Origin of the sequence: Brevibacterium sp. 239c, assembly GCF_900169365.1 — a bacterium.
GTDB lineage: Bacteria > Actinomycetota > Actinomycetes > Actinomycetales > Brevibacteriaceae > Brevibacterium.
In genome coordinates this window covers 34,239-59,060 of record NZ_FXZH01000003.1, presented here as the reverse complement: position 1 = coordinate 59,060, position 24,822 = coordinate 34,239, and the positions used below count along the sequence as shown (strand labels likewise).

Below are 24,822 nucleotides of genomic sequence, written 5' to 3'. Positions count from 1 at the left end.
CCGAGAATTCCCTGTGGCAGGTCCCAATAGTTCCCTGTGCCAGGTCCCGATCATTCACTGCGTCAGTGCCGAGGGCTAGTGTGGGACCATGAGCTCAGAACGTCCCCTGCCAGCCATCGGCCACAGGCCGGATGTCACGCGCACAGTCGCCCCCTTCGAAGTCGTCTCCGAATACTCCCCATCCGGTGATCAGCCCACCGCAATCACCGAAATATCGGAACGTCTCGACCGGGGTGAGCGCGACATCGTCCTGCTCGGCGCCACCGGTACAGGTAAGTCCGCAACCACGGCCTGGCTGATCGAACAGGTTCAGCGCCCGACCCTGATCATGGCACCGAACAAGACCTTGGCCGCACAGCTTGCCAATGAGTTCCGTCAGCTGCTGCCCAACAACGCCGTCGAGTACTTCGTCTCCTACTATGACTACTACCAGCCGGAAGCATACGTTCCCCAGACCGACACCTTCATCGAGAAGGACTCCTCGGTCAACGACGAGGTCGAACGTCTGCGCCACTCGGCAACGAACTCCCTGCTCACCCGGCGTGATGTCGTGGTCGTCTCGACGGTGTCCTGCATCTACGGTCTGGGCACACCTGAGGAATACGTCGACCGGATGGTGACGCTGAAGCGCGGCGAACAGTGCGACCGCGATGAACTCCTCAAACGCTTCGTGTCGATGCAGTATGCCCGCAACGACATCGCATTCACCCGCGGCACCTTCCGTGTCAGGGGCGACACTGTCGAGATCATCCCGCAGTATGAGGAACTGGCCCTGCGGATCGAGTTCTTCGGCGATGAGATCGAAACTCTCCAGACGCTGCACCCGCTGACAGGTGAGATCGTGCGTGAAGAAGAGACGATCCATGTCTTCCCCGCTTCCCACTACGTCGCCGGTGAGAACCGGATGGGTCGAGCCGTCAGCGAGATCGAGAACGAACTGCAGACACGGTTGAGCGAGTTCGAATCGCAGAACAAGCTCCTCGAGGCTCAGCGCCTGAAGATGCGCACGACCTACGATCTCGAAATGATGGAGTCGATGGGCTTCACCTCCGGCATCGAGAACTACTCCCGGCACATCGACGGACGTCCCGCCGGGTCGGCACCGAACTGTCTGCTCGACTACTTCCCTGAGGACTTCCTTCTCGTCGTCGACGAATCCCACGTCACCGTGCCGCAGATCGGCGGCATGTACGAAGGCGACATGTCGCGCAAGCGCACACTGGTCGAACACGGATTCCGTCTGCCCAGTGCGATGGACAACAGGCCGCTGAAGTTCGATGAGTTCCGTGAACGCATCGGGCAGGCCGTGTACCTGTCGGCGACTCCCGGCAACTTCGAGCTGGGCAACGCGAACGGATACGTCCAGCAGATCATCCGACCCACCGGTCTCGTCGACCCGGAGATCGTCGTCAAACCGACCAAGGGACAGATCGACGATCTGCTCGACGAGATCAGAACCCGCGTCGACGCCCAAGAGCGGGTCCTGGTCACAACACTGACGAAGAAGATGGCCGAGGACCTCACGGACTACCTCCTCGAACACGAGGTGCGAGTCGAGTACCTCCACTCCGACGTCGACACTCTGCGGCGAGTCGAACTCCTGACAGAGCTGAGAGCCGGCTCATTCGACGTCCTCGTCGGAATCAACCTTCTTCGTGAGGGCCTCGACCTGCCCGAGGTCTCCCTGGTGGCCATCCTCGACGCCGACAAGGAGGGTTTCCTCCGTTCTGCCACCTCCCTGATCCAGACGATCGGTCGTGCAGCGCGTAACATCAACGGCCAGGTTCACATGTACGCCGACACCATCACACGGTCCATGCGGGAGGCCATCGACGAGACCGACCGTCGACGCGAGATCCAGGTCGCCCACAACAAGGAACATGGAATCGATCCCATGCCGTTGGTGAAGAAGATCGCCGACATCACCGAACGGCTGCAACGGGAGGACGCGGACACACGTGAGCTGCTGACCGAATTCGACTACGGCAAGGGCAAACGCGGGTACAACTCGACACTCACCGACGAACAGCGTCAGGCTGCCGGCAAGGCCGGTTCCCTGCGTCCACCGGCAGCGGACCTGACCGAGCTCATCGAATCCCTGACATCGCAGATGCACACGGCAGCGGCGGAGCTGCAGTTCGAACTCGCCGCCCGCCTCAGAGATGAACTCTCGGACCTGAAGAAGGAATTGCGGCAGATGAAGCAAGCCGGGCACGCCTGAATCGGTGCGCATGTGCGTGGCCCAGCATCCGCCCGACTATACTGGTGAGGCTGGCGAAAGGGAGTATCCCGTCCATCCGTGCTCGTCATCACGATCCTTCGAAGGGTCCGGGCGCGGAGCGCACGCCGCCACTGCCGCAGTGGTCATAGCGTGGGAGAGACTTTCGGCACGGGTACATCACCGACTCCTTTTGAAAGGCATCCATGGATATCCTGTCCTCCACTCTCGCAGCAGGCGGTCAAGCCGCAGCTGGCAGCGAGTCCGCCATTCCTCCGTGGTTCATGATCACCTCGGGCATCGTCGTCGTCGCGATCCTCATCTTCGATCTTCTGCTCGTCGTCAAGCGTCCCCATACCCCGTCGATGAAGGAAGCGGGCATCTGGGTCGCGTTCTACGTCGGCCTCGCCATTGTGTTCGCCGGTGCGCTCTTCGCCATCGGCGACGCAACGCACGGCAGTGAGTTCCTCACCGGTTGGCTGCTCGAATACTCGCTCAGCATCGACAACCTGTTCGTATTCATCATCATCATGGGCAGCTTCTCAGTGCCACGGAAATACCAGCAGGAAGTTCTCATGGTGGGCATCATCATCGCCATCGTCTTCCGCGGTATCTTCATCCTGGCCGGTTCTGCGATCATCACCGCGTTCGTCGAGGTCTTCTTCATCTTCGGCATCTTCCTCCTCATCGTCGCGTACCGGCAGGCATTCAGCGATGAGGATGAGGGCGATGGAGAAAACGGACTCATCCGTCTTCTGCGCAAACGAATCAATGTCGTCGACGAGTACCACGGCAACAGTCTGCGCGTCACTCTCGAAGGCAAGAAGTACTGGACACCAATGTTCATCGTCTTCATTGCGATCGGTTCCACGGACGTCATGTTCGCGCTCGACTCGATTCCGGCGATCTTCGGTGTCACCCAGAATACGTTCCTCGTCTTCACCGCCAACGTCTTCGCGCTCATGGGTCTGCGCCAGCTCTACTTCCTGCTCGGAGGTCTCGTCGACAAGCTCGTCTACCTCCATTACGGAATCGCAGCGATCCTCGCCTTCATCGGCGTCAAGCTCTTCGTCCACGCTCTCCACGAATCGGACTGGGACTTCCTGTCCTGGGGCGCGTCAATCCCAGAGATCCCGACGTGGCTGTCGCTGAGCTTCATCGTCGTTGCCATGGCGGTGGCAACGATCGCTTCCTTGGTGAAGATGAAGAAGGACGGCATTCCCATCCGCAGCACCGACGCCGAGGAGTCAGACGACTCCCAGGACTGAGCGAAGGGCCCGCTGGCCACCGGTATGACTGTGCGCGGGTATCCTCCCGAATGGGGAGACCCGCGCACAGCGGCCATGCGGCCTCACTCCTGAGGGAATAGGCTCAGGCTGGGGAGAACGGACCGAAGACTGGGGTCCACTCCCGAACGACCGTTTCGTCGATGACACCGATCGAGGCGTAGGGATCGTTGGCCAGATGGGCATCGAGTTCCTTGCGGTCGGCGGCCTGCATCAGCAGCAGGCCACCGGGCACCGGCTCATTGTCCAGCGGACCCGAGGCCAGTACAGTTCCGGCTTCATACAGATCGGACTGCCACGCACGATGAGCGGGGCGCGCATCCATGCGAGTATCTGTATCGGGACCATAAACATAGTTGACGGCGAAAACCGGCATCTGAAACTCCTGAGGTTCGATCAATAGGATGGACATCAGTCTAAACGGAAAGGTCTGTGCATAGTTGTGGTGCGATTGCAGGAGATCCCAGCGGAATTCGCTGATGAAGACGCGGTGTACGAGGCCTTCGGCCACTACTGCGACGAGCTGGGAATCGAACCGTACCCCGCTCAGGACGAAGCCATCCTCAACATTCTGGCCGGCGACAACACGATCGTCGCCACGCCCACAGGTTCGGGCAAGTCACTGGTGGCGCTGTTCGCCCTCTACCAATCATTCACCCGGGGGATCAGGGCCTATTACACGGCCCCGCTCAAGGCTCTGGTGAGCGAGAAGTTCTTCTCCCTTATCGACGCCTTCGGTGCTGAGAACGTCGGTATGATCACCGGCGATTCCACCGTTAACGGAGATGCGCCCGTGATCTGTGCGACGGCTGAGATCCTGGCGAACCAGGCACTGCGTGAAGGCGGTCTGGTCGATGCAGGCATGGTCGTCATGGACGAATTCCACTACGTGGCCGATCCTTCACGCGGCTGGGCATGGCAGGTTCCGCTGCTCGAAATGCCGCAGGCGCAGTTCGTGCTCATGTCGGCAACCCTCGGCGACACGAGTGAAATCTGCCGCACCATGGAAGACACCACCGGCCGTGACAGCTCCGTAGTCACCTCGGCGACCCGACCGGTGCCTCTGGAATACGAATACTCCACCGAACCCCTCTCCGACACGCTGCGCTCCCTGGTGCGCAATGACAAGGCCCCCGTCTACGTCGTGTCCTACTCACAGGCGGGCGCCATCGACCTGGCCACAGGTCTCCTCTCCGTCGACCTCGCGTCGAAGGAGCAGAAGGCCGCAGTCGCGGCAGCCATCAAGGGCTTCACCTTCGCGAAGGGATTCGGGCAGAGTCTGCGCAAACTGCTCCTGCACGGAGTCGGCGTCCACCATGCCGGAATGCTGCCCAAATACCGCAGGCTGGTCGAACAGCTCGCGCTCAAAGGCCTGCTGTTGGTCATCTCCGGAACCGATACCCTCGGCGTCGGCATCAACGTTCCCATCCGCTCCGTGCTGCTGACAGGGCTGACGAAGTTCGACGGCCGGAAGATGCGCAAACTCAGCGTCCGCGAATTTCAGCAGCTGGCGGGCCGTGCTGGTCGCGCCGGTTTCGATACCCGCGGCTACGTCATCGCGCAGGCACCAGAACATGTCATCGAGAACATGCGGGCAGAAGCCAAAGCGGCCAATGCGGACAAGAAAAAGAAGAAGGTCAAGAAGAAGTCCGCCCCCGCCGGGTTCGTCGGCTGGTCGGAGGAGACCTTCACAAAACTCATCGAATCCCAGGCCGAATCTCTGCGCTCACGCATGAAGATCGACCATTCGACGATCCTCAACCTGGTCGCCCGCCCAGGCTCGAACGTGGCGATGATCAGCCGCTTCATCGACAAGACCCACGAAAGCCGGGAACGCCACCTCGATCTCAAACTCACGGCACTGAACATCGGGCGCTCACTGATCGACGCCGGTCTCATCGAAGCCGAGGACGGAGAGCTGGTGCCGACCACGGATCTGGGACCCCAGTTCGCTCTCAACCAGCCGCTGGCACCCTTCGTGCTCGCCGGACTCGAACTGCTCGACCCTGATTCAGAGACCTTTGCCCTCGATGTGGTCTCATTGGTCGAATCCACCACACCGGTGCCGTTCCCCGTCCTCAAAGGCCAACTCGATCGGATCAAGAAGGACACCTTGGCCGAGCTCAAGGCCGAAGGCCTCGAGTACCCCGAGCGGATGGCCATCCTCGACGAGATCGAAGGACCGAAGCCGCTGGCGGAGGTCCTCGAACCCGCCTTCGAACACTTCATCGAGGTGCACCCGTGGTTGCGCTCCGGCAACTTCGAACCGAAGTCGATCGTGCGCGACATGGTCGAGCAGGCGATGGGCTTCACCCAGTTCGTCAGCTACTACGCTCTCACCCGGGTCGAGGGCAGCCTCCTGCGCTACCTCACCGACGTCTTCCGGGCACTGACACACAATGTCCCCGCCGATGACAGGACCGATGAACTCTCGACCATCATCGAATGGCTGGGGGAGACGATCGCCCGAACCGACTCATCCCTGCTCGATGAATGGCGCACCCTGCAGGGACTGTCCCCGACGGACTTCGCGGACGAAGAGCTGCCCGACCTCGATCGGAAGTTCTCCGACAACGTGCGGGTCTTCACCGCCGAGGTGCGCAATGCTCTGTTCCACCGGGTGCTCCTGGCCGAACGCGCCGACTACGCGGAACTGGGCCGTCTCGATGCCGACAGCGGCTTCGACGCCACAGCCTGGGAAGACGCGATCGAAGACTTCTACGAAGAGTACGGTGACCTCCTCACCGACGGGAAGGCCAGAGGCAAGGAATATATCTCGATCGAACCTGGTTCCCAGACATGGACCGTCCGTCAGACCTTGGCCGATCCCGATGACAACCGGGACTGGGCCATCGACGCCGAGGTGGACGTGCGCGCCAGTGATGAAACCGGAGACATCGTGCTCCGTGTCCTCGCAGTCGGAGAGATCAGTGCCCGTCCCCATTCAAGCAATGTCAGTGCCGAGTAATACAGTGGACAGGTGATGAAAACTAACAGTGGTGAGCAGTCGGCAGGCGTGTCACATCTCGACACTCTGTGGGTCAAGGGCGCGCGCGCCCATAACCTCAAGAACGTGGAGGTCGCCCTGCCCCGCGATTCCATGATCGTCTTCACCGGTCTGTCGGGGTCAGGGAAGTCATCTTTGGCGTTCGACACGATCTTCGCCGAGGGGCAGCGCCGCTACGTCGAGTCCCTGTCCGCCTATGCCCGAATGTTCCTGGGCCAGATGGACAAACCCGATGTCGATTTCATCGAGGGTCTGTCACCGGCGGTGTCGATCGATCAGAAATCGACGTCGCGTAACCCCCGATCCACGGTCGGCACCATCACCGAGGTGTACGACTTCCTGCGTCTGCTGTGGGCTCGGATCGGAGTACCGCATTGTCCTGTGTGCGGTGAGATCATCACGAAGCAGACCCCACAGCAGATCGTCGATCAGCTGCTCGAACTCGAGGAGAGGACGAAGTTCCTCGTCCTCGCACCGATCGTCCGCTCCCGTAAGGGCGAGTTCGTCGATCTCTTCACCGAGCTGCAGGCCAAGGGCTTCGCCCGCGCCATCGTTGATGGCGAGCAGATCAGCCTGAGCGAACCACCAACCCTGGAGAAGCAGTACAAGCACACGATCTCCGTCGTCGTCGACCGGCTGGTGTCGAAGTCCGGCCTGCGCCCCCGGCTGACCGACTCCGTCGAGACGGCCCTCGGCCTCGCCGATGGACGCATCGACGTCGAGATGGTCGACGAGGGCGTGACCCGGACCTTCTCGGAGCACATGTCGTGCCCGAACGAGCACCCATTGGCCATCGACGAGATCGAACCCCGCACATTCTCGTTCAACTCACCCTTCGGCGCGTGCTCCACCTGCGACGGCATCGGCACTCGTCTCCAGGTCGACGAGACTCTCGTCGTCCCCGATGAGGACCTCAGCCTCGGAGAGGGAGCCATCGCCCCGTGGGCCGGCGGAAAGCAGGTGACGAAGTACTTCAACCGTCTCCTCAAGGGCCTCGGGGACGAACTCGGTTTCGACATGAAGACCGCGTGGAAGGATCTGCGCAAGTCAGACAAGACAGCGATCCTGACCGGCAAGGATTACAAGGTCCACGTCAAATACAAGAACCGGTTCGGGCGCGAACGCACCTACTCAACCGGTTTCGAAGGCGTCTACCAGTACATTCAGCGCAAGCACGAGGAGACCGAGTCCGAGTGGTCGCGGGAACGCTACGAGTCCTATATGCGCGAAATCCCCTGCGCGAGCTGCAACGGTGCCCGGCTCAAGCCGGAGATCCTCGCCGTCAAGGTCGGCGGCAAGTCGATCGCCGAGGTGTCCGAGCTCGCTCTCGACGAATCCGCGGAATTCCTGTCGCAGTTGGAACTGGATCCCCGCGACGCAGCCGTGGCAGCGCAGGTGATGAAGGAGATCAACGCACGTCTGGGCTTCCTCCTCGACGTCGGGCTCGACTACCTCAGTCTCGACCGTCCCGCTGGCTCCCTGTCCGGCGGTGAGGCTCAGCGCATTCGCCTGGCCACGCAGATCGGTTCGGGCCTCGTCGGGGTCCTCTACGTCCTCGACGAACCCTCGATCGGCCTCCACCAGCGTGACAACAGGCGCCTCATCGAGACCCTGAACAAGCTCAAAGAACTCGGCAACACACTCATCGTCGTCGAACACGATGAGGACACCATCGCATCGGCCGACTGGATCGTCGACATCGGCCCCGGCGCGGGCGAACACGGGGGAGAGGTCATCTACTCCGGCCCGGTCCCCGGGCTCAAAGACGCGGACCGGTCCATCACCGGTGACTATCTGGCCGGGCGCCGAGCAATCCAGGTCCCCACGACCCGTCGGCCAGTGGACAAAGAACGAGTCGTCACAGTGGAGAAGGCCGTGGAGAACAACCTCCGCGACGTCTCAGTCTCCTTCCCGCTGGGTGTGCTCACCGCCGTCACCGGCGTCTCCGGATCAGGCAAATCGACCTTGGTCAACGAGATCCTCTACACTCAGATGGCCAACGTCCTCAACGGCGCCTCACGGGTACCCGGTCGACACAAGCGAGTCACCGGTCTGGACAACCTCGACAAGGTCGTCCATGTCGACCAATCGCCGATTGGTCGCACCCCGCGGTCGAACCCGGCGACCTACACCGGTGTCTTCGACCGCATCCGTCGCCTGTTTGCAGAGACCGAATCGGCGAAGGTCCGCGGTTACCAGCCGGGACGCTTCTCCTTCAACGTCAAGGGCGGACGCTGCGAGAACTGCAGCGGCGACGGCACGATCAAGATCGAGATGAACTTCCTGCCCGACGTCTACGTCACCTGCGAGGTCTGCGGGGGAGCCCGCTACAACCGCGAGACGCTGGAAGTGACCTTCAAGGGCAAATCCATCGCCGAGGTGCTCGAGATGCCGATCGAACAGGGCGCGGAATTCTTCGCCGCGATCCCCGCCATCGCACGGCACCTCAACACCCTCGTCGAGGTGGGCCTGGGCTATGTTCGCCTGGGACAGCCCGCGACCACACTCTCCGGTGGTGAAGCTCAACGCGTCAAGCTTGCGGCTGAACTCCAGAAGCGTTCCCGCGGCCGCACCGCCTACGTGCTCGACGAACCGACCACCGGACTGCACTTCGAAGACATCTCGAAGTTGCTGCATGTGCTGCAGGGACTCGTAGAAAAGGGCAATACGGTCATCGTCATCGAACACAACCTCGACGTCATCGGAAACGCCGACCACGTCATCGATCTGGGACCCGAAGGCGGACGCGGCGGTGGCAAGATCATCGCCCAGGGCACACCAGAAGAGGTAGCGGTCAACAAGAAGAGCCACACCGGACGGTTCCTCAAAGCGATGCTCGATGGCTGATCCAGCGTCCTATCGCCCGGCCACGGGCAGTATTCCGACTTCGGCCGGGGTCTACAAATTCCGTGACCCCGACCGGCGGGTGATCTATGTCGGGAAGGCGAAGAACCTCCGCAATCGACTGAACTCGTACTTCTCGAACCCTGCGCAGCTGCATCCGCGCACCTCGACGATGGTCCACACCGCCTCCTCGGTGGAATGGACAGTCGTCGACACCGAGGTCGAGGCGCTGCAGCTGGAGTGGACGTGGATCAACGAATTCAACCCGCGGTTCAACGTCATGTTCCGCGACGACAAGTCCTACCCCTACCTCGCGATCACGATGAATGAGAAGGTGCCGCGGGCCTTCATCACCCGTGGCAAACGTCGCAAGGGCGTGAAGTACTTCGGCCCCTTCGCTCAGGTGTGGGCGATCAAGGACACACTCGACCTGCTGCTGCGGGCCTTCCCGATGCGTACCTGCACCGCAGGAGTGTACCGACGAGCCGAACGCAGCGGTCGTCCCTGCCTGCTGGGCTACATCGACAAGTGCGCCGCCCCCTGTGTGGGACAGATCAGTGTGGAGGGCCACAAGGACCTTGCCCGCAGCATCTCCGACTTCATGTCTGGCAACACCGGCCGCTTCATCAGCTACCGGCAGAAGGAGATGGCTTCGGCGGCGAAGGAACTCGACTACGAACGGGCGGCGCGCCTGCGCGATGAGATCGCTGCCCTACAGAAGGTGCTCGACAAATCGGCGGTCGTCCTCTCCGTCAACGCCGACTGTGATGTGTTCGCACTCGTCACTGAGGAACTCGAAGCTTCGGTGCAGGTCTTCCACGTCCGGCAGGGACGCATTCGGGGACAGCGGGGCTGGATCATCGAACGCTCCGACGATCACAGCCCAGCCGAACTCACCACCGATTATCTGCGGCAGGCATACACAGGTCTCGACGCGGATGCCATTCCCCGCGAGATCCTCGTCGACACGGTCCCCGCCGATCTTGCCTCACTCGAGATGTGGCTGAGTGAACAGCGCGGATCCCGAGTCACAGTTCGGGTTCCGGAACGAGGAGAGAAGAAGGCAGCTCTCGAAACCGTCGCGAAGAACGCGAAGGAAGCGCTGCTTCAGCACAAACTCAAACGGTCCTCCGATCTGACCACCCGCAGCACGGCGCTCAAAGAGATCCAGGAATACCTGTCGCTGCCTGAGGCGCCGCTGCGAATCGAATGCATCGACATCTCCCACACCCAGGGATCCAATGTCGTGGCTTCACTCGTCGTGTTCGAAGACGGGCTCGTGAAGAAGCGCGACTATCGTCATTTCGCCATCCACGGTGAAGCCGCAACCGATGACACGGCATCGATGTACGACGTCGTCTCACGTCGATTCAGTCGGTACCTCGAGCAGTTGAGCTCCGATGAACCTGATGAGCGGTTCGGCTACCGCCCCAGCCTCCTCGTCGTCGACGGCGCTGGTCCCCAGGTGGCGGCGGCGACCAGGGCACTGCATGATCTGGGCATCGTCGACATCTCGGTGGTGGGATTGGCCAAGCGTCTCGAAGAGGTGTGGATCCCAGACGATCCGTTCCCTGTCATCCTGCCCCGGAACTCCGAGGGACTGTTCCTCATGCAGCGCCTGCGCGATGAGGCTCACCGCTTCGCCATCAGCTACCACCGTTCGAAACGGGCCAAGGCGATGACCAGCTCCGTCCTCGATGACATCTCCGGTCTGGGCGAGTCCAAACGGACCGCGCTGCTGCGCCATTTCGGCTCGGTGAAGAAGGTTCGCGCGGCGAGCATCGAAGAACTGTGTGAGGTCCAGGGCATCGGCCAAGCTCTCGCAGAGAAGGTCGCCGCCGCACTCGCAGACTGACGTCGCAGCCGGCGCTGAGGCCACTGGCGGACAACTGCTCTAGAGTGGTCTTCGACAGCTGTCTTCAACCGTGCAGCCCCAAGGAGGACGTGTGAGTACGCAGGCCGAATCGAACGGCGCCGACCATCCCATCGAGGTTGTCCTCGTGACAGGAATGTCCGGAGCAGGTCGGACCACCGTGGCCAATGTGCTCGAGGACATGGACTGGTACGTCGTCGACAATCTGCCTCCGCAGATGATGCGTCCCCTCGTGGAACTCGTGGCCCGCGCCGACGGTGCACTGCCGAAGATCGCCATCGTCACCGACTCTAAGGGGCGAGCGAAATACGAAGAACTCGAAGACACGATCAGTGACTTCGTCGATCAGGGACTCTCCCTGCGCATCCTCTACCTCGAAGCCGCAGACGAGGTCCTCGTCAGACGCTTCGAATCCACCCGCCGTCCCCACCCGCTGCAAGGCGATGGGACGCTGCTGGATGGAATCGAAGGCGAACGCTCGGCCCTCGAATCGCTCAAACGCCGTGCCGACATCATCATCGACACCTCGGACCTCAACGTCCATCAGCTCTCCACCCAGGTGCGCAAACGCTTCAGCACCGGAGACACCCCGCTGCTGCGTCTGACCGTGATGAGTTTCGGCTTCAAATACGGTCTGCCGAAGGACGCTGACCACATCGCCGACGTCCGCTTCCTGCCCAACCCGTACTGGATTCCGCATCTGCGTGGACATAACGGGCTCGACTCCGATGTCGCTGACTTCGTGTTGAACCAGAATGGGGCCGAAGAGTTCATCGAGCGTTACACCGCGACCTTGGAGACGGTCTCGCAGGGCTACCTTCACGAAGGTCGCGGCTATGCCATGATCGGTATCGGCTGCACCGGCGGAAAGCACCGTTCGGTGGCGATCAGTGAACGCGTGGCCAAGAGCCTCGCCGCGCTGACCGGTATTCCGGTCACCGTGCGCCACCGTGATCTGGGGAGAGAGTGAGATGGAGACCGAAGATCTCCCGCAGATCATCCCCGCGGTCAAGGACAAGGGTCCCAAGATCGTCTCCTTCGGGGGAGGCCACGGCCTCTACTCCGCTCTGCGTGCCTTCCGCCTGCTGACCGAGTCCCTCACTGCCGTCGTTACGGTAGCCGATGACGGAGGTTCCTCCGGTCGGCTGCGCGACGAACTCGGCGGACTCCCGCCCGGGGACCTGAGGATGGCCCTGGCGGCCCTCTGCGACGACGGGAACTGGGGCAAGACCTGGCGCGACGTGATCCAGCACCGGTTCGACTCCGACGGCGAGCTCAGCGGACATTCCGTGGGCAATCTGCTCATCTCCGCTCTGTGGCAGATCCACGGTGATCATGTCGCCGGGCTCGACTGGATGGCCAAGCTGCTGCGTGCCCACGGTCGCGTCCTGCCCATGTCTTCGATCCCGCTGACGATCGAGGCAGATGTGAAGTTCCCGGGCTCCTTCCAGGTCGTCCGCGGCCAGTCCGTGCTCGCCTCCACCCTCGGACATGTCGAGACCGTCCGGCTCGACCCGCCTGTCCCGCCGGCACGGCATGAAACGATCGACGCCGTCGCCGAGGCCGATGTGCTCAACCTCGGACCCGGATCCTGGTACACCTCGGTGATGCCGCACCTCCTCGTGCCCTCTCTCGCGGAAGCGATCGGACGATCTTCTGCGGTGAAGTCCCTCACGTTGAACCTCAGCTCCAGCGACGCCGAAACAAGAGATCTCAGTCTCAGTCAGCACCTCGTATCACTGCACAAGCACGCGCCCTCCCTCGAGCTGAACTATGTGCTCGTCGACGAGGCTTCAACACTGGCAGAGCCTGATCTGGAACGGTGTGCACATGAGATGTTCAATGCCAAGCTGTGGGCCCGTCCCCTGCAGTCACGACGGGCAGGACAGCATGACACCCTCAAGCTCGCCGCGTGTTACCGTGACATGTTGGTGGACGCTGGCATCGGCGTGGACGAGCAGTGGTAGAAAATTCAGTTGCAGGAGGACGAACAATGGCACTGACCGCTCAGGTCAAGGACGAGTTGGCACGGGTGAAGATCACCCGTACTTCTGCTCGCAAAGCCGAAGTGTCTGCGATTTTCCGCTTCTCTTCTGCACTTCACCTCGTCAACGGTTCGATCGTGCTCGAAGCCGAACTCGACACCGCCCAGGCCGCCAAACGTCTCCGCAGCGAGATCAAGGATCTCTACGGTCAATACGCTGACATCGTCGTCATCAACGCTGCCGGAATCCGCCGATCCAATCGCTACCTCCTCCGAGTCACCCGTGACGGCGGAGCCCTGGCTCGCCAGACCGGTCTCGTCGACAATCGTGGACGGCCCGTGCGCGGTCTGCCCTCTGCCATCGTCAACGGTTCTGTCGCCGATGCCGAAGCTGCCTGGCGAGGAGCGTTCCTCGCCCACGGATCACTGACCGAGCCAGGTCGTTCCTCTGCGCTCGAAGTTACGTGCCCGGGACCAGAAGCGGCACTGGCTCTGGTCGGTGCTGCCAGGCGACTGGGACTGAGCGCGAAGGCACGCGAAGTTCGCGGCGTCGACCGCGTCGTCATCCGCGACGGTGACGACATTGCAGCCCTGCTCACCCGCATGGGATCTCACAGTGCTGTCCTCGTGTGGGAGGAGCGTCGAATGCGGCGGGAGGTGCGTGCCACAGCGAACCGTCTGGCCAACTTCGACGATGCGAACCTGCGCCGCTCCGCCAGAGCCGCAGTGGCCGCCGGTGCCCGAGTGGAACGCGCCCTGGAGATCCTCGGCGACGAGGTTCCCGAACACCTGCGCTACGCCGGACAGCTGCGCGTGACACACAAACAGGCATCGCTGGAGGAATTGGGCCAACTGGCCGATCCGCCGATGACCAAAGACGCCGTCGCCGGTCGCATCCGTCGTCTTCTGTCCACGGCCGACAAACATGCCGAAGATCTGGGAATTCCGGGCACGGAGGCCAGTCTCACCCCGGAAATGCTCGAAGATCGCTAAGATCGAGGCATGAGACGAATCGCCATCAACGGCTTCGGCCGTATCGGTCGTGCCCTGTATCGCCTATCCCTCGAACCCTCATCCGACTTCGAGGTCGTCGCCATCAACGATCTCACCGACACACAGACACTGGCCCATCTGCTGGCCTATGACTCGGTGTGGCCGCGCTTCGAGCACACTGTCGAAGCCGGTGACGATTCGCTGACCGTGGACGGGAAGACCATCTCGGTGCTCAGCCAGGCCGATCCGAACGAAATCGACTGGTCCGCACACGAGGCTGAACTCGTCGTCGAATCCACCGGCCGCTTCACCCGACGTGACCAAGCCGAGGCCCACCTCGGCGGGACCGTGAAGACAGTGGTGTTGTCGGCTCCGGGCAAGGATGTCGATGGAACGTTCGTCATGGGCGTCAACGAAGCCGACTTCGACCCCTCCCAGCACACCGTCGTCTCAAACGCCTCCTGCACAACCAACTGCATGGCCACCATCGTCAAAGCCGTCGATGACGCCATCGGAGTCGAATCGGGACTGCTCAACACCGTCCACGCCTACACCGGCGATCAGATGCTCGTCGACGGTCCGCACCGCGATCTGCGTAGGGCCCGTGCCGCGGCCGTCAACATCGTCCCGACCACCACAGGCGCCGCCCGCACCGTCGGCAGAGTGATGCCCCACCTGGCAGGCAAACTCGACGGACTCGCGATCCGCGTTCCCGTCCCTGCCGGGTCGATCATCGACTTCACCTTCACCCCGAAACAGGGGGCCACCACCGAAGAGGTCAACGAGACCCTGGCGAAGGCCGCGGAATCCTCGCCGTACCTCGAATACAGCACAGCACCACTGGTGTCGACCGACATCGTCGGCACCACCGCCTCGGCGATCGTGGACTCTCAACTCACGATGACACTTGGCAATCAGATCAAGATCGTGGCCTGGTACGACAACGAATGGGGCTACACCAACCGCCTCAAAGACATGGTCAGCTACATCCTCGGTGAAAGGAACAAATGAGGACTTACGACGACCCGCAGATCTTCTCCCACCGCACGGTACTCGTCCGCAGTGACCTGAACGTGCCGATGGATGAGGGCACGATCACCGACCGCGGTCGCATCCTGGCCTCGGCCGGCACGATCAAGGCTCTCGCCGAGGCTGGGGCGCGGGTGATCGTGATGTCCCACCTGGGACGGCCCAAGGGTTCACCCGATCCGCAGTATTCGCTGCATCCGCTGGCTCCTGAACTCGCCGAGGCGATCGGCCGTGATGTCGCATTCGCCGCCGACACCGTCGGTGAGGAAGCGAAGACCAAAGCGGCAGCATTGGCCGACGGTGAGGTTCTCCTGTTGGAAAATCTGCGCTTCAACCCGGGGGAGACCTCGAAGGATGACAGCGAGCGGGCAGCCTTCGCCGCGCAGCTGGCCGAGCTGGCAGACGATTTCGTCTCCGACGGCTTCGGAGTCGTCCACCGCAAACAGGCCTCCGTCTTCGACATCGCCAGCCTGCTGCCGCACTACGCAGGATCACTCGTGCGAGCAGAAGTCGAAGTCAGCGATCTCCTGCTCAACGATCCGCAGACACCTTTCTCCGTCGTCCTGGGGGGCTCGAAGGTCTCCGACAAGCTCGGAGTCATCGACAACCTCATCGACCGTGCAGACAATCTGCTCATCGGCGGCGGGATGGTCTTCACCTTCCTCGCCGCACTGGGCCACGACATCGGATCCAGCCTCGTGGAGAAGGACCGAGTCGAGGACGTCAAGGGCTACCTCAAACGTGCCGAGGCTGGGGGAGCGAACATCATCCTGCCCACGGACATCGTGATGGCAGCCTCCTTCGCTGCCGACGCGGAGAACTGGGTGCGCCCAGTTGCAGAACTCGAGTCGACCCCCGCCGGCGCGCAGGGTCTGGGACTCGACATCGGACCCGACTCGGCCGCAGCCTATGCTGATGTGATCTCCGAATCGACCACCGTGTTCTGGAACGGCCCCATGGGCGTCTTCGAATTCCCCGCGTTCGCGGCAGGAACCAAGGCCGTGGCAGCGGCACTGACCGATGAACCCGGCGCCGATTCGTCACGACTGACCGTCGTCGGCGGAGGAGATTCGGCCGCAGCCGTGCGCACGCTCGGCTTCGCCGACGACGAGTTCGGCCACATCTCCACAGGTGGCGGTGCCAGCCTCGAATACCTCGAAGGCAAGACGCTGCCCGGACTCGAAGCACTCGCGTGAGAAAGAAGGCGACAATGAGCGACCGCACCCTGCTTCTGGCCGGCAACTGGAAGATGAACCACGATCACCTCGAAGCGATCTCGAGCGTCCAGAAACTCGCCTGGGCACTCGAGGACGCCAAACTCGACGAAACCAAATGCGATGTCGTCGTCATCCCGCCCTTCACCGATATCCGGTCCGTGCAGACCCTCATTCAGGGCGACAAACTGTGGTTGACCTACGGTGCGCAGGATGTTTCACAGTACGAACCCGGAGCCCACACCGGAGAGATCGCAGCATCGTTCCTGTCCCGTCTCGGCTGCACCTATGTCGTCGTCGGTCACAGCGAACGGCGAGCGAACAACCACGAGACCAACGACGTCGTCGCAGCCAAGGTCAAGGCTGCTCTCGCGCAGGACATCACACCGATCCTGTGTATCGGTGAGTCGCTGGAGCAGCGACAGGAGAAGATCCACGTGGACTTCACACTGACTCAGCTGGAGGAGTCGCTGGCCGGCCTGGACGCCGCCGCACTCGAGGGACTCGTCATCGCATATGAACCTGTCTGGGCCATCGGCACGGGAGAGACGGCAACCGCCGAGGATGCAGCTGAGATGGCTGCGGCCATCCGCGCCCACTTGGTCGAGAAGTACGGCCCCGCATTGGCGTCGAGCACCCGGATCCTCTACGGCGGTTCGGTCAAGACCGACAATGTCGCGCAAATTCTGGCCTCCGATGACGTTGACGGCGCACTCGTCGGGGGAGCCAGCCTCAACGGGCCCGACTTCGCCGCTTTGTGCAAGGCCGCAGTGGCGAAGTAGACTGACCAACACATCCTCTGACGAAATATAGGTAGTTCTCGACGTGGAAATCCTCAACATCATTCTCATTGCGCTGCTCGTGCTCACGAGCATCTTTCTGATCCTCCTCATCCTCATGCACAAGGGCAAGGGTGGAGGCATGTCAGACATGTTCGGCGGCGGCATGTCCTCATCGCTGGGATCCTCTGGCGTGGCCGAGCGCAACCTGAACCGGTTCACGACGCTGATGGCGATCATCTGGGGTGCATGCATCATCCTGCTGGGGCTCATCACCCGCTTCAACGCCTGACATTGCCGTCGGCTCTCCCTGACACTGCAGCCGACTCTCGTGGGCACAGGCAGTGTATCTGCATGGCCCCTGGCCGGTGCAGTCTCTGGTACAGACCCTGAACGTTACGACATGTGCGCTTTCCACGTTCGATGAAGAAGGACCCTGACCGATCGGTCAGGGTCCTTCTTCATGCTCAGAGCCGGGAAGTGTCAGTCGACTCCATAATGATGCCTGGGCTCCACCTCTGCAATCGCACGGCGCAGCTGCTCAAGGCCCTGCGCACGGTCGAGCAGGTGAACCCTGAGGAGAGGGCGGCCCTTCTCACCCAGTGCAGCGGCATCGCCGAGGGCCTGCGCACGCTGCAGCTCGGTGAAGCCGTAGCGACGCCCAGGTACCAGCAGGTCCGTCCGAGGTTCGGCTGTGATCTGCAGGAACACCCCATTAGGGTGCCCACCCTTGTGGTACTGGCCGGTCGAGTGCAGATACCGGGGTCCGAAACCGAAGGTGGTCTGCACACCGGAATGCTGTGAGACCAAGGCACGGAGGTTTTCAGCTTCGGCATCCGCGATGCGGTCGAGGAACGCCTGCACACCGACGTAGCCGTACTCGTCGACCTGCGCGAAAAGTTCTGCGATGGCGTCGACGAGATCGGTGGCCTGTTCGAACTCACCGAAGACTTCGATCTGCTCCTCACGGATCGCCGGCTCTGCCGGTGCCGTTGACGAGCCGTGTGATAGTGCCTGCCGGGCGTGTTCCTTCGCCGACTCCACATCCGGTTGGTCGAAGGGATCGACTCCGATGCTGTAGCCGGCGATCGCAGTGGCGAACTCCCACAACACGAACAGTTCGCCCAGGTCACCGTCGAGTTCGGAGTCGAATCCGGATGGAGCCTCGACCTCGGTGATGGGACCCAAGGTGCACAGCATCGCATCGGCGCGGGCATCGGAGAAGCCGATGTCAGCGGAACCGTTGACGACGACCGGCAGGATACCCTGACCGTCCTTGCCCAAAGACTCCGCCACGAGCTGTTCGACCCATTTGCTCAGACCCGACAGAGCCGGGGTGGTCTCGGCGAGGACGAGCTTCTCCGTGGCCCTGGCATGACCTATGCCCAGCCACGTGCCGAACTGCAGCGCGGGATTATCAGGAGTATCGGCTCCCAATCCGTCCACGGTCTCGGCCGCCGACGCCGCAATCGCACGGACGTCGACACCGGCAAGGCCGGCAGGGACGAGGCCGAAGGCCGACAGTGCACTGTAGCGTCCCCCGACCGTGGCATCGGTATGGAAGGTGGCCAGGAACCCCTGCTCAGTGGCCAAAGTGTCGAGCTCGGTGCCGGGATCGGTGATGGCGATCAGGCGAGACGCAGGATCGATGCCCACCGATTCGAAGGCTGCCGAGAACGCACGCCGAATCGCATCGGTCTCGATCGTCGTGCCGGACTTGGACGCGACGATGAGCACAGTGTGTGAGAGATCGGTCCCGATCGCCTCGGCGACCTGATTGGGGTCGGTGGAATCCACGACCTCAAGCCTGACTCCGGCGGCTTCGGCCATGACCTCTGGGGCCAGGGACGAACCGCCCATCCCCGTCAGACTGATCGAGCGCAGGCCCTGGGCCTCCAGCCGAGACCGCAGAGCCTCGATCTCAGCGACGAGCTGTTCAGCCCTCTGTGGCAGATCTACCCAACCCATGCGCGGCACAGGCTGCTCATCAGCGGTGAACAAGGACGCATCCTTGGCCGCCAGGCGAGAGGGAACACACGCTTCGAGGAGACGGCCTAATTCGGCCTCATAGTCCTCAGAGACCGGAACACTGTACTGGAGTCTCATGCGCGGTCCAAAGCAGTGCGAATCGTCTCCTGGAGCTCTGCCCAGCTGACGTCGAATTTCTCGAGTCCTTGAGTCTCGAGCACGGTCATCACCTCCGCGTAGTCGATTCCCAGTCGTGCCAATCGGTCGAAGACCTCGTCAGCGGCCCGGTAGTTCTCCGGAGCGATCTTCGCAGTCACTTCACCGTGATCGGCGAAGGCCTGCATCGTGGGCTCAGGCATCGTGTTCACGGTGTTCTGGGCCACGAGTCCCGACACGTACATGGTGTCGGGGTAATCAGGGTTCTTGACTCCGGTCGACGCCCACAGCAGTCGCTGCGGAGTGGCGCCGGCGAGTTCGAGTACCCGGAAGCGCTCGGAGGTGAACAGCTGCGAGTGGATCTCATGAGCGAGGACGCAGTTCGCGATTCCCGCCTGCCCCTTGAGTTCTGCTGCAGCTTGGTCATCGATGCTGTCGAGGCGCGCATCGATCTCCGCATCCACACGAGAGACGAAGATCGAGGCCACCGATTTGATCTGGCTGAGGTCATGCCCAGCAGCACGTGCCTTCTCTAGGCCCTGGAGGAAGGCCTCCACGACATGTCGGTAGCGAGTCAGTGAGAACACCAGGGTGACGTTGACGCTGATGCCTGCCGCGATGGTCTCGGAAATTGCGCGCAATCCGGCTTCGGTCGCGGGGATCTTGATCATCGCATTAGGTTCGCCGACGCGTTCCCACAAGGCCTTCGCCGCTGCGACGGTGCCCTCGGCATCGTGTGCCAGTGGGGGAGCGACCTCGATCGACACACGCCCGTCCTCGCCGTTCGTGGCGTCGTAGACGGGCCGGAAGAGTCTGGCCGCTGCTGCCACGTCCGAGGTGGTCAGAGATTCAATCGCCTCATCGGCGGAGACCTTGTCCGTGCCGAGTTCGGCAACGGCGGAGTCGTAGCTGTCGGACCCGGCGATGGCATTGGCGAAGATCGTCGGATTCGTGGTTACTCCGGTGACATTCGAGTCCTCGATGAGCCGCGCCAAGTCGCCGGATTCCAGGCGGGTCCGTGACAGGTCGTCGAGCCAGATGGAGACTCCGTGTTCGCTCAGCTGTGCCAGATTGCTGCTCATGCGTCCGCCTTCGTCGCTGCGATCGACTCTTCGGCGGCGGTGACGACTGCCGCCGAGGTGATTCCGAACTTCTCGTACAGTGTGGCGTAATCGGCCGAAGCGCCGAAGTGCTCGATCGACACAGCACGGCCTGCATCGCCGAGGTATTTGTGCCAGCTCATGGCCGATGCGGCTTCGATGCTCACGCGGGCCTTGAGGCCGCGAGGGAGAACCGCCCGGCGGTAGTCCTCGGGCTGCGCGTCGAACCACTCCTGGCACGGCATCGAGATGACACGTACGGCGGTGCCCGCCGCCTGCAGCTCTTCGGCAGCGGTGATCGCGATGGCGACCTCAGAACCGCTGGCGAGGATGGCCACCTCGGGCTCTACGGCGGTGTCGAAGAGTACGTAGCCGCCACGAGCCGCCTCTGAGGCCGGAGCGTACTTCTCCCGGTCGAGGACGGGAACGGCCTGACGCGTGAGCACGAGTCCGCTGGGTCCATCGGTGCGATCGAGGATCTTGCGCCACACGACCGAGGTCTCGTTCGCGTCGGCAGGGCGGACCAGATCGAGACCGGGAATCGCACGCAGTGCGGAGAGGTGCTCGATCGGCTGGTGGGTGGGACCGTCTTCGCCGAGACCGATCGAATCGTGTGTCCACACGAAGACGTTCGGCAGCTGCTGCAGAGCGGCCAAGCGGATGGCAGGGCGCTGGTAGTCGCTGAAGACGAGGAAGGTGCCGCTGTAGGGGCGAGTGCCGCCGTGCAGCGCGATGCCGTTGCCGATGAGTCCGGCAGAGAACTCACGGACGCCGAAGTGGATGTTGCGCCCGTACTCGTGGCCGGAGAATGCACCTGTCGAACGATGCTCAGGCAGGAAGCTCGCATCGCCCTTGATCAGTGTGTTGTTCGAACCGGCGAGGTCCGCGGATCCGCCCCACAGCTCGGGCATGGTGGCGGCAATGGCGTTGAGGACCTGTCCGGAGGCGGCCCGAGTCGCGATGCCCTTGTCGCTGGGTTCGAAGACGGGGAACTCGCTGTCGAGTCCGGCCGGAAGTTCGCGCTTGGACAGACGGTCGAAGAGTTCGGCGCTGGCCGGGTTCGCCTCGCGCCATGCCTTGTAGGACTCGTCCCACTCGATGTGGGCGCTGCGGCCGCGGTCCAGTGCCGAACGGGTGTGATTGAGCACCTCGGCGGGGACATCGAAGGTCGCCTCGGGATCGAAGCCGAGGATCTCCTTGGTGGCCTTGATCTCATCATCACCGAGTGCCGAACCGTGTGATCCGCCGGTGTTCTGCGCATTCGGGGCGGGCCAGGCGATGATCGTCGAGAGACGGATGAAGGAGGGACGTGAGTCCGCCTTCGCCGCTTCCATGGCTGCGTGGAAGGCATCGAGGTCTTCCTTGTACTCGGCGCCGGCTCTGAAGTCCACGTGCTGCACGTGCCAGCCATAGGCGGCGTAGCGTGCGGCGGTGTCCTCGCTGAACGCGATCGCCGTGTCATCCTCGATGGAGATCCGGTTGTCGTCCCAGATCACGATCAGGTTCGACAGTTCCTGGGTTCCGGCCAGGGATGAGGCTTCACCTGAAACGCCTTCCTCGAGGTCGCCATCGGAGGCCAGGACCACGACGGAATGGTCGAAGGGAGAGGTTCCCGGGGCGGCATCTGGGTCGAAGAGTCCGCGTTCACGGCGTGAGGCCATGGCCATCCCCACCGCCGAGGCGAGGCCGGATCCCAGCGGGCCTGTGGTGATCTCGACGCCTGCAGTGTGACCGACCTCCGGGTGGCCGGGCGTCAGGGAACCCCAGGTGCGCAGTGCCTTCAGATCGTCGAGCTCAAGTCCGAAGCCGGAGAGGTAGAGCTGGACGTATTGAGTCAGTGAGCTGTGTCCGCACGAGAGAACGAAGCGATCGCGGCCGGCCCAGCTGGGGTCGGCGGGATCATGCTTGAGCCCGTACTGGTAGAGGTAATGGGCAACAGGTGCCAGACTCATCGCGGTTCCGGGGTGACCATGTCCAGCCTTCTGCACAGCATCTGCGGCAAGGAGGCGGGCGGTGTCGACTGCGCGGTTGTCGAGTTCTGTCCAGGACAGGGAGTTCATGTCTTCGAGCGATCCTTCGTTCGTCTTAGAGGCGTGCACTCAAACTCTACCGCGCCGGGTCGCAAACGCGAGGGCTGAGATAGGGTGTCATCGCCCGCACCCGTTCCAGGCAGGTAGCACCGTGGCCGAAGGCAAGAGCACAGTGACTAAATCGACAGCCTGCCTCGGTGCGTGGTCGGCACGGGTTGTGCCTGCAGCATTCATCGTCATCACGTTCGTCGTGGGATGGATCCTGGGCCGACCGCTGACTGGTGAGACTGACGCTTCGGCACTGGTCTCATGGCTCCTGTTCGTGGTGATTCTGGCCTCGCCGTGCTGAGCGACGAGTCGTCGACCGCAGCTCTGGGGCTGCTCTCGGTCATCGTCGTGCAACTGGTCATGTTGGCACCGCTGACCTTTGTGGTGGCCTTCATCATCTGGACCGTGCGACGCAGATCTGGCCCGAGAACAGACTCCGAAACACAGCATCCGCCGACTGGCAAAAAATTCGACAGAGGGTAGAATCGACGACGTGAGTGAACTTCGTCAGAACCAGGACACGCAGAGTGAACGTCCTCTGCAGAGGGCAATCGACGAGGAACGACTTTCAAAAAGTCCTCGCTCGATCATCAGTGCCTACATTGCGCTGACCAAACCTCGCGTGATCGAACTCCTGCTGGTGACCACCGCGCCGGTGATGTTCCTCGCCGCGCAGGGAATGCCGAATATCTGGCTGGTCATCAACACTCTGATCGGCGGCGCAGCGGCCGCAGCCTCTGCTTCGGTCTTCAACTGCTATGTCGATCGTGACATCGACGCCAAGATGGAGCGCACCAAGCACCGCCCGCTGGTGACCGGTGAGATCACACCACGAGCCGCACTCATCTTCGCCTTCGCCCTGGGCCTGGGGTCGATCTTCTGGCTGGGCGGCTTCACGAACTGGGTGACCGCCGGTCTCACCGCCTGCGCCATCCTGCTCTACGCGGTCTTCTACACCCTGATCCTCAAGCGCCGCACGACGCAGAACATCGTCTGGGGCGGCGCAGCAGGCTGCATGCCTGTGCTCATCGGCTGGTCCGCTGTCACCGGCGGGCTGTCCTGGGAAGCTCTCCTGCTCTTCCTCGTCGTCTTCTTCTGGACACCTCCGCACTACTGGCCGCTGGCAATCAAATACAAGGCTGACTACGACGCCGCAGAGGTTCCGATGCTGCCCTCAAAGGTGCCGCCGACGAATGTCGGGCGTCAGATGATCGCCTACACCTGGGCGATGGTCGCGTGCTCGTTGGCGCTCATTCCACTTGCCCCGATGGGCCCCGTCTACACAGCAGTCGCGGTCCTCGCCGGTGCCTGGTTCCTGTTCTCCTGCTACGCTCTCGTCTCCCGGGCGAAGAAAGGCAAGAGCGGAACGCAGCTGCGGGCGATGAAGGTCTTCCACGGCTCGATCACCTACTTGTCGCTGCTCTTCCTCGCAGTCGCGATCGACCCGTTCGTCCTCCCCGGCTTCTGGTAGACCTCAAACGCCCTCTGACGGGCTCTCTCCGACAGACTCCGGCATCCATGAATTTGCTCATTGTCACTGTGCGCCGAGAATGGTTGGCACAATCAGCAAACTGATCCCGCTTTCTGCCTCGACATATCGAGTTGACGCTGGCCGAACCAGGGTGTGTTTGCTTTGCCGTGGAGCAAAGTGACAATCCGTTGGTGTGGGAGGTCTCCGAATGTTTCAAGGACGTTCGTTCCTTCGAATTCCATCAAGAGCGTCAAAGCGAGCGAATGGGGTCGTGCGACGGCCATTATCAAGCGCAGCTACAAAATGTCGGGTAGGTAGCGCACGATCGTAGACCGACCTGTCCGTACTGGGACGTGAGCGCCGGACGCAAGGGGCGGGCAAGTGTGTAGGGGTCGGGCCGCTCAGCCGGCGTTGACGAGCTCTTCGATGACGGTGTTCTTCATCCCGATCAGCGCCTTCAGCTGAGCATCTCCGTTCATCAGCTCGCCGAGGTTGGCCGGAATGATCTGCCAACTGATCCCATACTTGTCCTTGAGCCAGCCGCACTGCTCGCTGGAGTGAATAGCCGATAGCGACGACCATAATGGTCGATCTCGGCCTGGTCACCGCGTTCGTCGGTCAGTGTGATCGCTTCGTTGAAGGTGAAAGCAGGGCCACCGTCGAGGCAGATGAAACGATTGCCGTCGAGTTCGAAGATCCCCTTGATGACCTTGCCGCTCATTCCCGCGTAATGCGGGTTGAGGGACTCATCCGGGTAACGGTCGATGGAGACGATGTGCGAGTTGGGGAAGACGGAGCAGGAGAACTCCATCGCCTCCACGG

19 protein-coding genes and 1 pseudogene are annotated in these 24,822 nt (G+C 62.3%); 15 read left to right on the top strand and 5 right to left on the bottom strand.

All coding sequences use genetic code 11. The features are described from left to right. Positions 1-88: 88 nt before the first annotated feature. Both uvrB and BSP239C_RS03690 read left to right on the top strand, forming a co-directional pair. On the top strand, positions 89-2,221 hold the full coding sequence (gene uvrB / locus BSP239C_RS03695) for an excinuclease ABC subunit UvrB (RefSeq protein ID WP_101570280.1): 2,133 nt from the start codon (positions 89-91) through the stop codon (positions 2,219-2,221). 203 nt (positions 2,222-2,424) lie between these two features. Then, the gene (locus BSP239C_RS03690; RefSeq protein ID WP_101570279.1) at positions 2,425-3,486 is read left to right on the top strand and encodes a TerC family protein; all 1,062 of its coding nucleotides are present in this window, start codon (positions 2,425-2,427) and stop codon (positions 3,484-3,486) included. 103 nt (positions 3,487-3,589) lie between these two features. Here BSP239C_RS03690 and BSP239C_RS03685 read toward each other — a convergent pair whose 3' ends face one another. Next, complete coding sequence (locus BSP239C_RS03685) at positions 3,590-3,880, bottom strand: YciI family protein (protein WP_101570278.1); 291 nt, start codon at positions 3,878-3,880, stop codon at positions 3,590-3,592. 66 nt (positions 3,881-3,946) lie between these two features. Between BSP239C_RS03685 and BSP239C_RS03680 the strand changes: the two genes are divergently transcribed. The 10 genes from BSP239C_RS03680 to secG all read left to right on the top strand — a co-directional run bounded on the left by BSP239C_RS03680 (position 3,947) and on the right by secG (position 17,519). Continuing rightward, on the top strand, positions 3,947-6,472 hold the full coding sequence (locus tag BSP239C_RS03680; RefSeq protein ID WP_101570277.1) for an RNA helicase: 2,526 nt from the start codon (positions 3,947-3,949) through the stop codon (positions 6,470-6,472). A 15-nt stretch (positions 6,473-6,487) separates the two neighbouring features. After that, on the top strand, positions 6,488-9,358 hold the full coding sequence (uvrA, locus tag BSP239C_RS03675) for an excinuclease ABC subunit UvrA (RefSeq protein WP_101570276.1): 2,871 nt from the start codon (positions 6,488-6,490) through the stop codon (positions 9,356-9,358). Continuing rightward, on the top strand, positions 9,351-11,210 hold the full coding sequence (gene uvrC / locus BSP239C_RS03670) for an excinuclease ABC subunit UvrC (RefSeq protein ID WP_101570275.1): 1,860 nt from the start codon (positions 9,351-9,353) through the stop codon (positions 11,208-11,210). The genes uvrA and uvrC overlap by 8 nt, the downstream gene beginning before the upstream one ends. Positions 11,211-11,301: 91 nt before the next feature. Continuing rightward, positions 11,302-12,198 carry an RNase adapter RapZ gene (rapZ, locus tag BSP239C_RS03665; protein WP_101570274.1) on the top strand — a complete coding sequence of 299 codons (897 nt, stop codon included), beginning with the start codon at positions 11,302-11,304 and terminating at the stop codon, positions 12,196-12,198. A gap of 1 nt (position 12,199) precedes the next feature. Next, positions 12,200-13,195, top strand: a complete 996-nt coding sequence (yvcK, locus tag BSP239C_RS03660; RefSeq protein WP_101570273.1) for a uridine diphosphate-N-acetylglucosamine-binding protein YvcK — start codon at positions 12,200-12,202, stop codon at positions 13,193-13,195. A gap of 26 nt (positions 13,196-13,221) precedes the next feature. Beyond that, positions 13,222-14,205 carry a DNA-binding protein WhiA gene (gene whiA / locus BSP239C_RS03655; RefSeq protein WP_009881375.1) on the top strand — a complete coding sequence of 328 codons (984 nt, stop codon included), beginning with the start codon at positions 13,222-13,224 and terminating at the stop codon, positions 14,203-14,205. A gap of 9 nt (positions 14,206-14,214) precedes the next feature. Then, positions 14,215-15,216: a type I glyceraldehyde-3-phosphate dehydrogenase gene (gap, locus tag BSP239C_RS03650; RefSeq protein ID WP_101570272.1), complete on the top strand. Its 1,002-nt coding sequence runs from the start codon at positions 14,215-14,217 to the stop codon at positions 15,214-15,216. Further along, entirely contained in the window at positions 15,213-16,430 is a 1,218-nt protein-coding gene (gene pgk, locus BSP239C_RS03645; protein ID WP_101570271.1) for a phosphoglycerate kinase, read from the top strand. Before gap ends, pgk begins: the two co-directional genes overlap by 4 nt. Positions 16,431-16,444: 14 nt before the next feature. Next, a complete protein-coding gene (gene tpiA / locus BSP239C_RS03640; RefSeq protein WP_101570270.1) occupies positions 16,445-17,230 on the top strand; it encodes a triose-phosphate isomerase in 786 nt (261 codons plus the stop codon). A 43-nt stretch (positions 17,231-17,273) separates the two neighbouring features. Next, on the top strand, positions 17,274-17,519 hold the full coding sequence (secG, locus tag BSP239C_RS03635) for a preprotein translocase subunit SecG (RefSeq protein WP_101570269.1): 246 nt from the start codon (positions 17,274-17,276) through the stop codon (positions 17,517-17,519). A 191-nt stretch (positions 17,520-17,710) separates the two neighbouring features. Here the strand turns inward: secG and BSP239C_RS03630 are convergent, their stop codons facing one another. The 3 genes from BSP239C_RS03630 to tkt are packed head-to-tail and all read right to left on the bottom strand — an operon-like array spanning position 17,711 to position 22,511. After that, the gene (locus tag BSP239C_RS03630) at positions 17,711-19,333 is read right to left on the bottom strand and encodes a glucose-6-phosphate isomerase (protein ID WP_101570268.1); all 1,623 of its coding nucleotides are present in this window, start codon (positions 19,331-19,333) and stop codon (positions 17,711-17,713) included. Then, positions 19,330-20,433, bottom strand: a complete 1,104-nt coding sequence (gene tal / locus BSP239C_RS03625; protein ID WP_101570267.1) for a transaldolase — start codon at positions 20,431-20,433, stop codon at positions 19,330-19,332. The genes BSP239C_RS03630 and tal overlap by 4 nt, the downstream gene beginning before the upstream one ends. After that, positions 20,430-22,511, bottom strand: coding sequence for a transketolase (gene tkt / locus BSP239C_RS03620; RefSeq protein ID WP_101570266.1), 2,082 nt, complete (start codon positions 22,509-22,511; stop codon positions 20,430-20,432). Before tkt ends, tal begins: the two co-directional genes overlap by 4 nt. Positions 22,512-22,653: 142 nt before the next feature. On the opposite strand from tkt, the gene BSP239C_RS20670 reads away from it, so the two are divergent. Genes BSP239C_RS20670 through BSP239C_RS03605 form a run of 3 tightly spaced genes read left to right on the top strand, consistent with a single transcriptional unit; the run spans position 22,654 to position 24,000 of the window. Then, a complete protein-coding gene (locus BSP239C_RS20670) occupies positions 22,654-22,830 on the top strand; it encodes a hypothetical protein (RefSeq protein WP_180958913.1) in 177 nt (58 codons plus the stop codon). Further along, complete coding sequence (locus BSP239C_RS03610) at positions 22,791-23,012, top strand: hypothetical protein (RefSeq protein WP_145997405.1); 222 nt, start codon at positions 22,791-22,793, stop codon at positions 23,010-23,012. Before BSP239C_RS20670 ends, BSP239C_RS03610 begins: the two co-directional genes overlap by 40 nt. A gap of 10 nt (positions 23,013-23,022) precedes the next feature. Continuing rightward, positions 23,023-24,000: a heme o synthase gene (locus BSP239C_RS03605; RefSeq protein WP_101570263.1), complete on the top strand. Its 978-nt coding sequence runs from the start codon at positions 23,023-23,025 to the stop codon at positions 23,998-24,000. A 401-nt stretch (positions 24,001-24,401) separates the two neighbouring features. Here the strand turns inward: BSP239C_RS03605 and BSP239C_RS03595 are convergent. Next, positions 24,402-24,811: pseudogene (locus tag BSP239C_RS03595) on the bottom strand (VOC family protein). Positions 24,812-24,822: the final 11 nt, after the last annotated feature.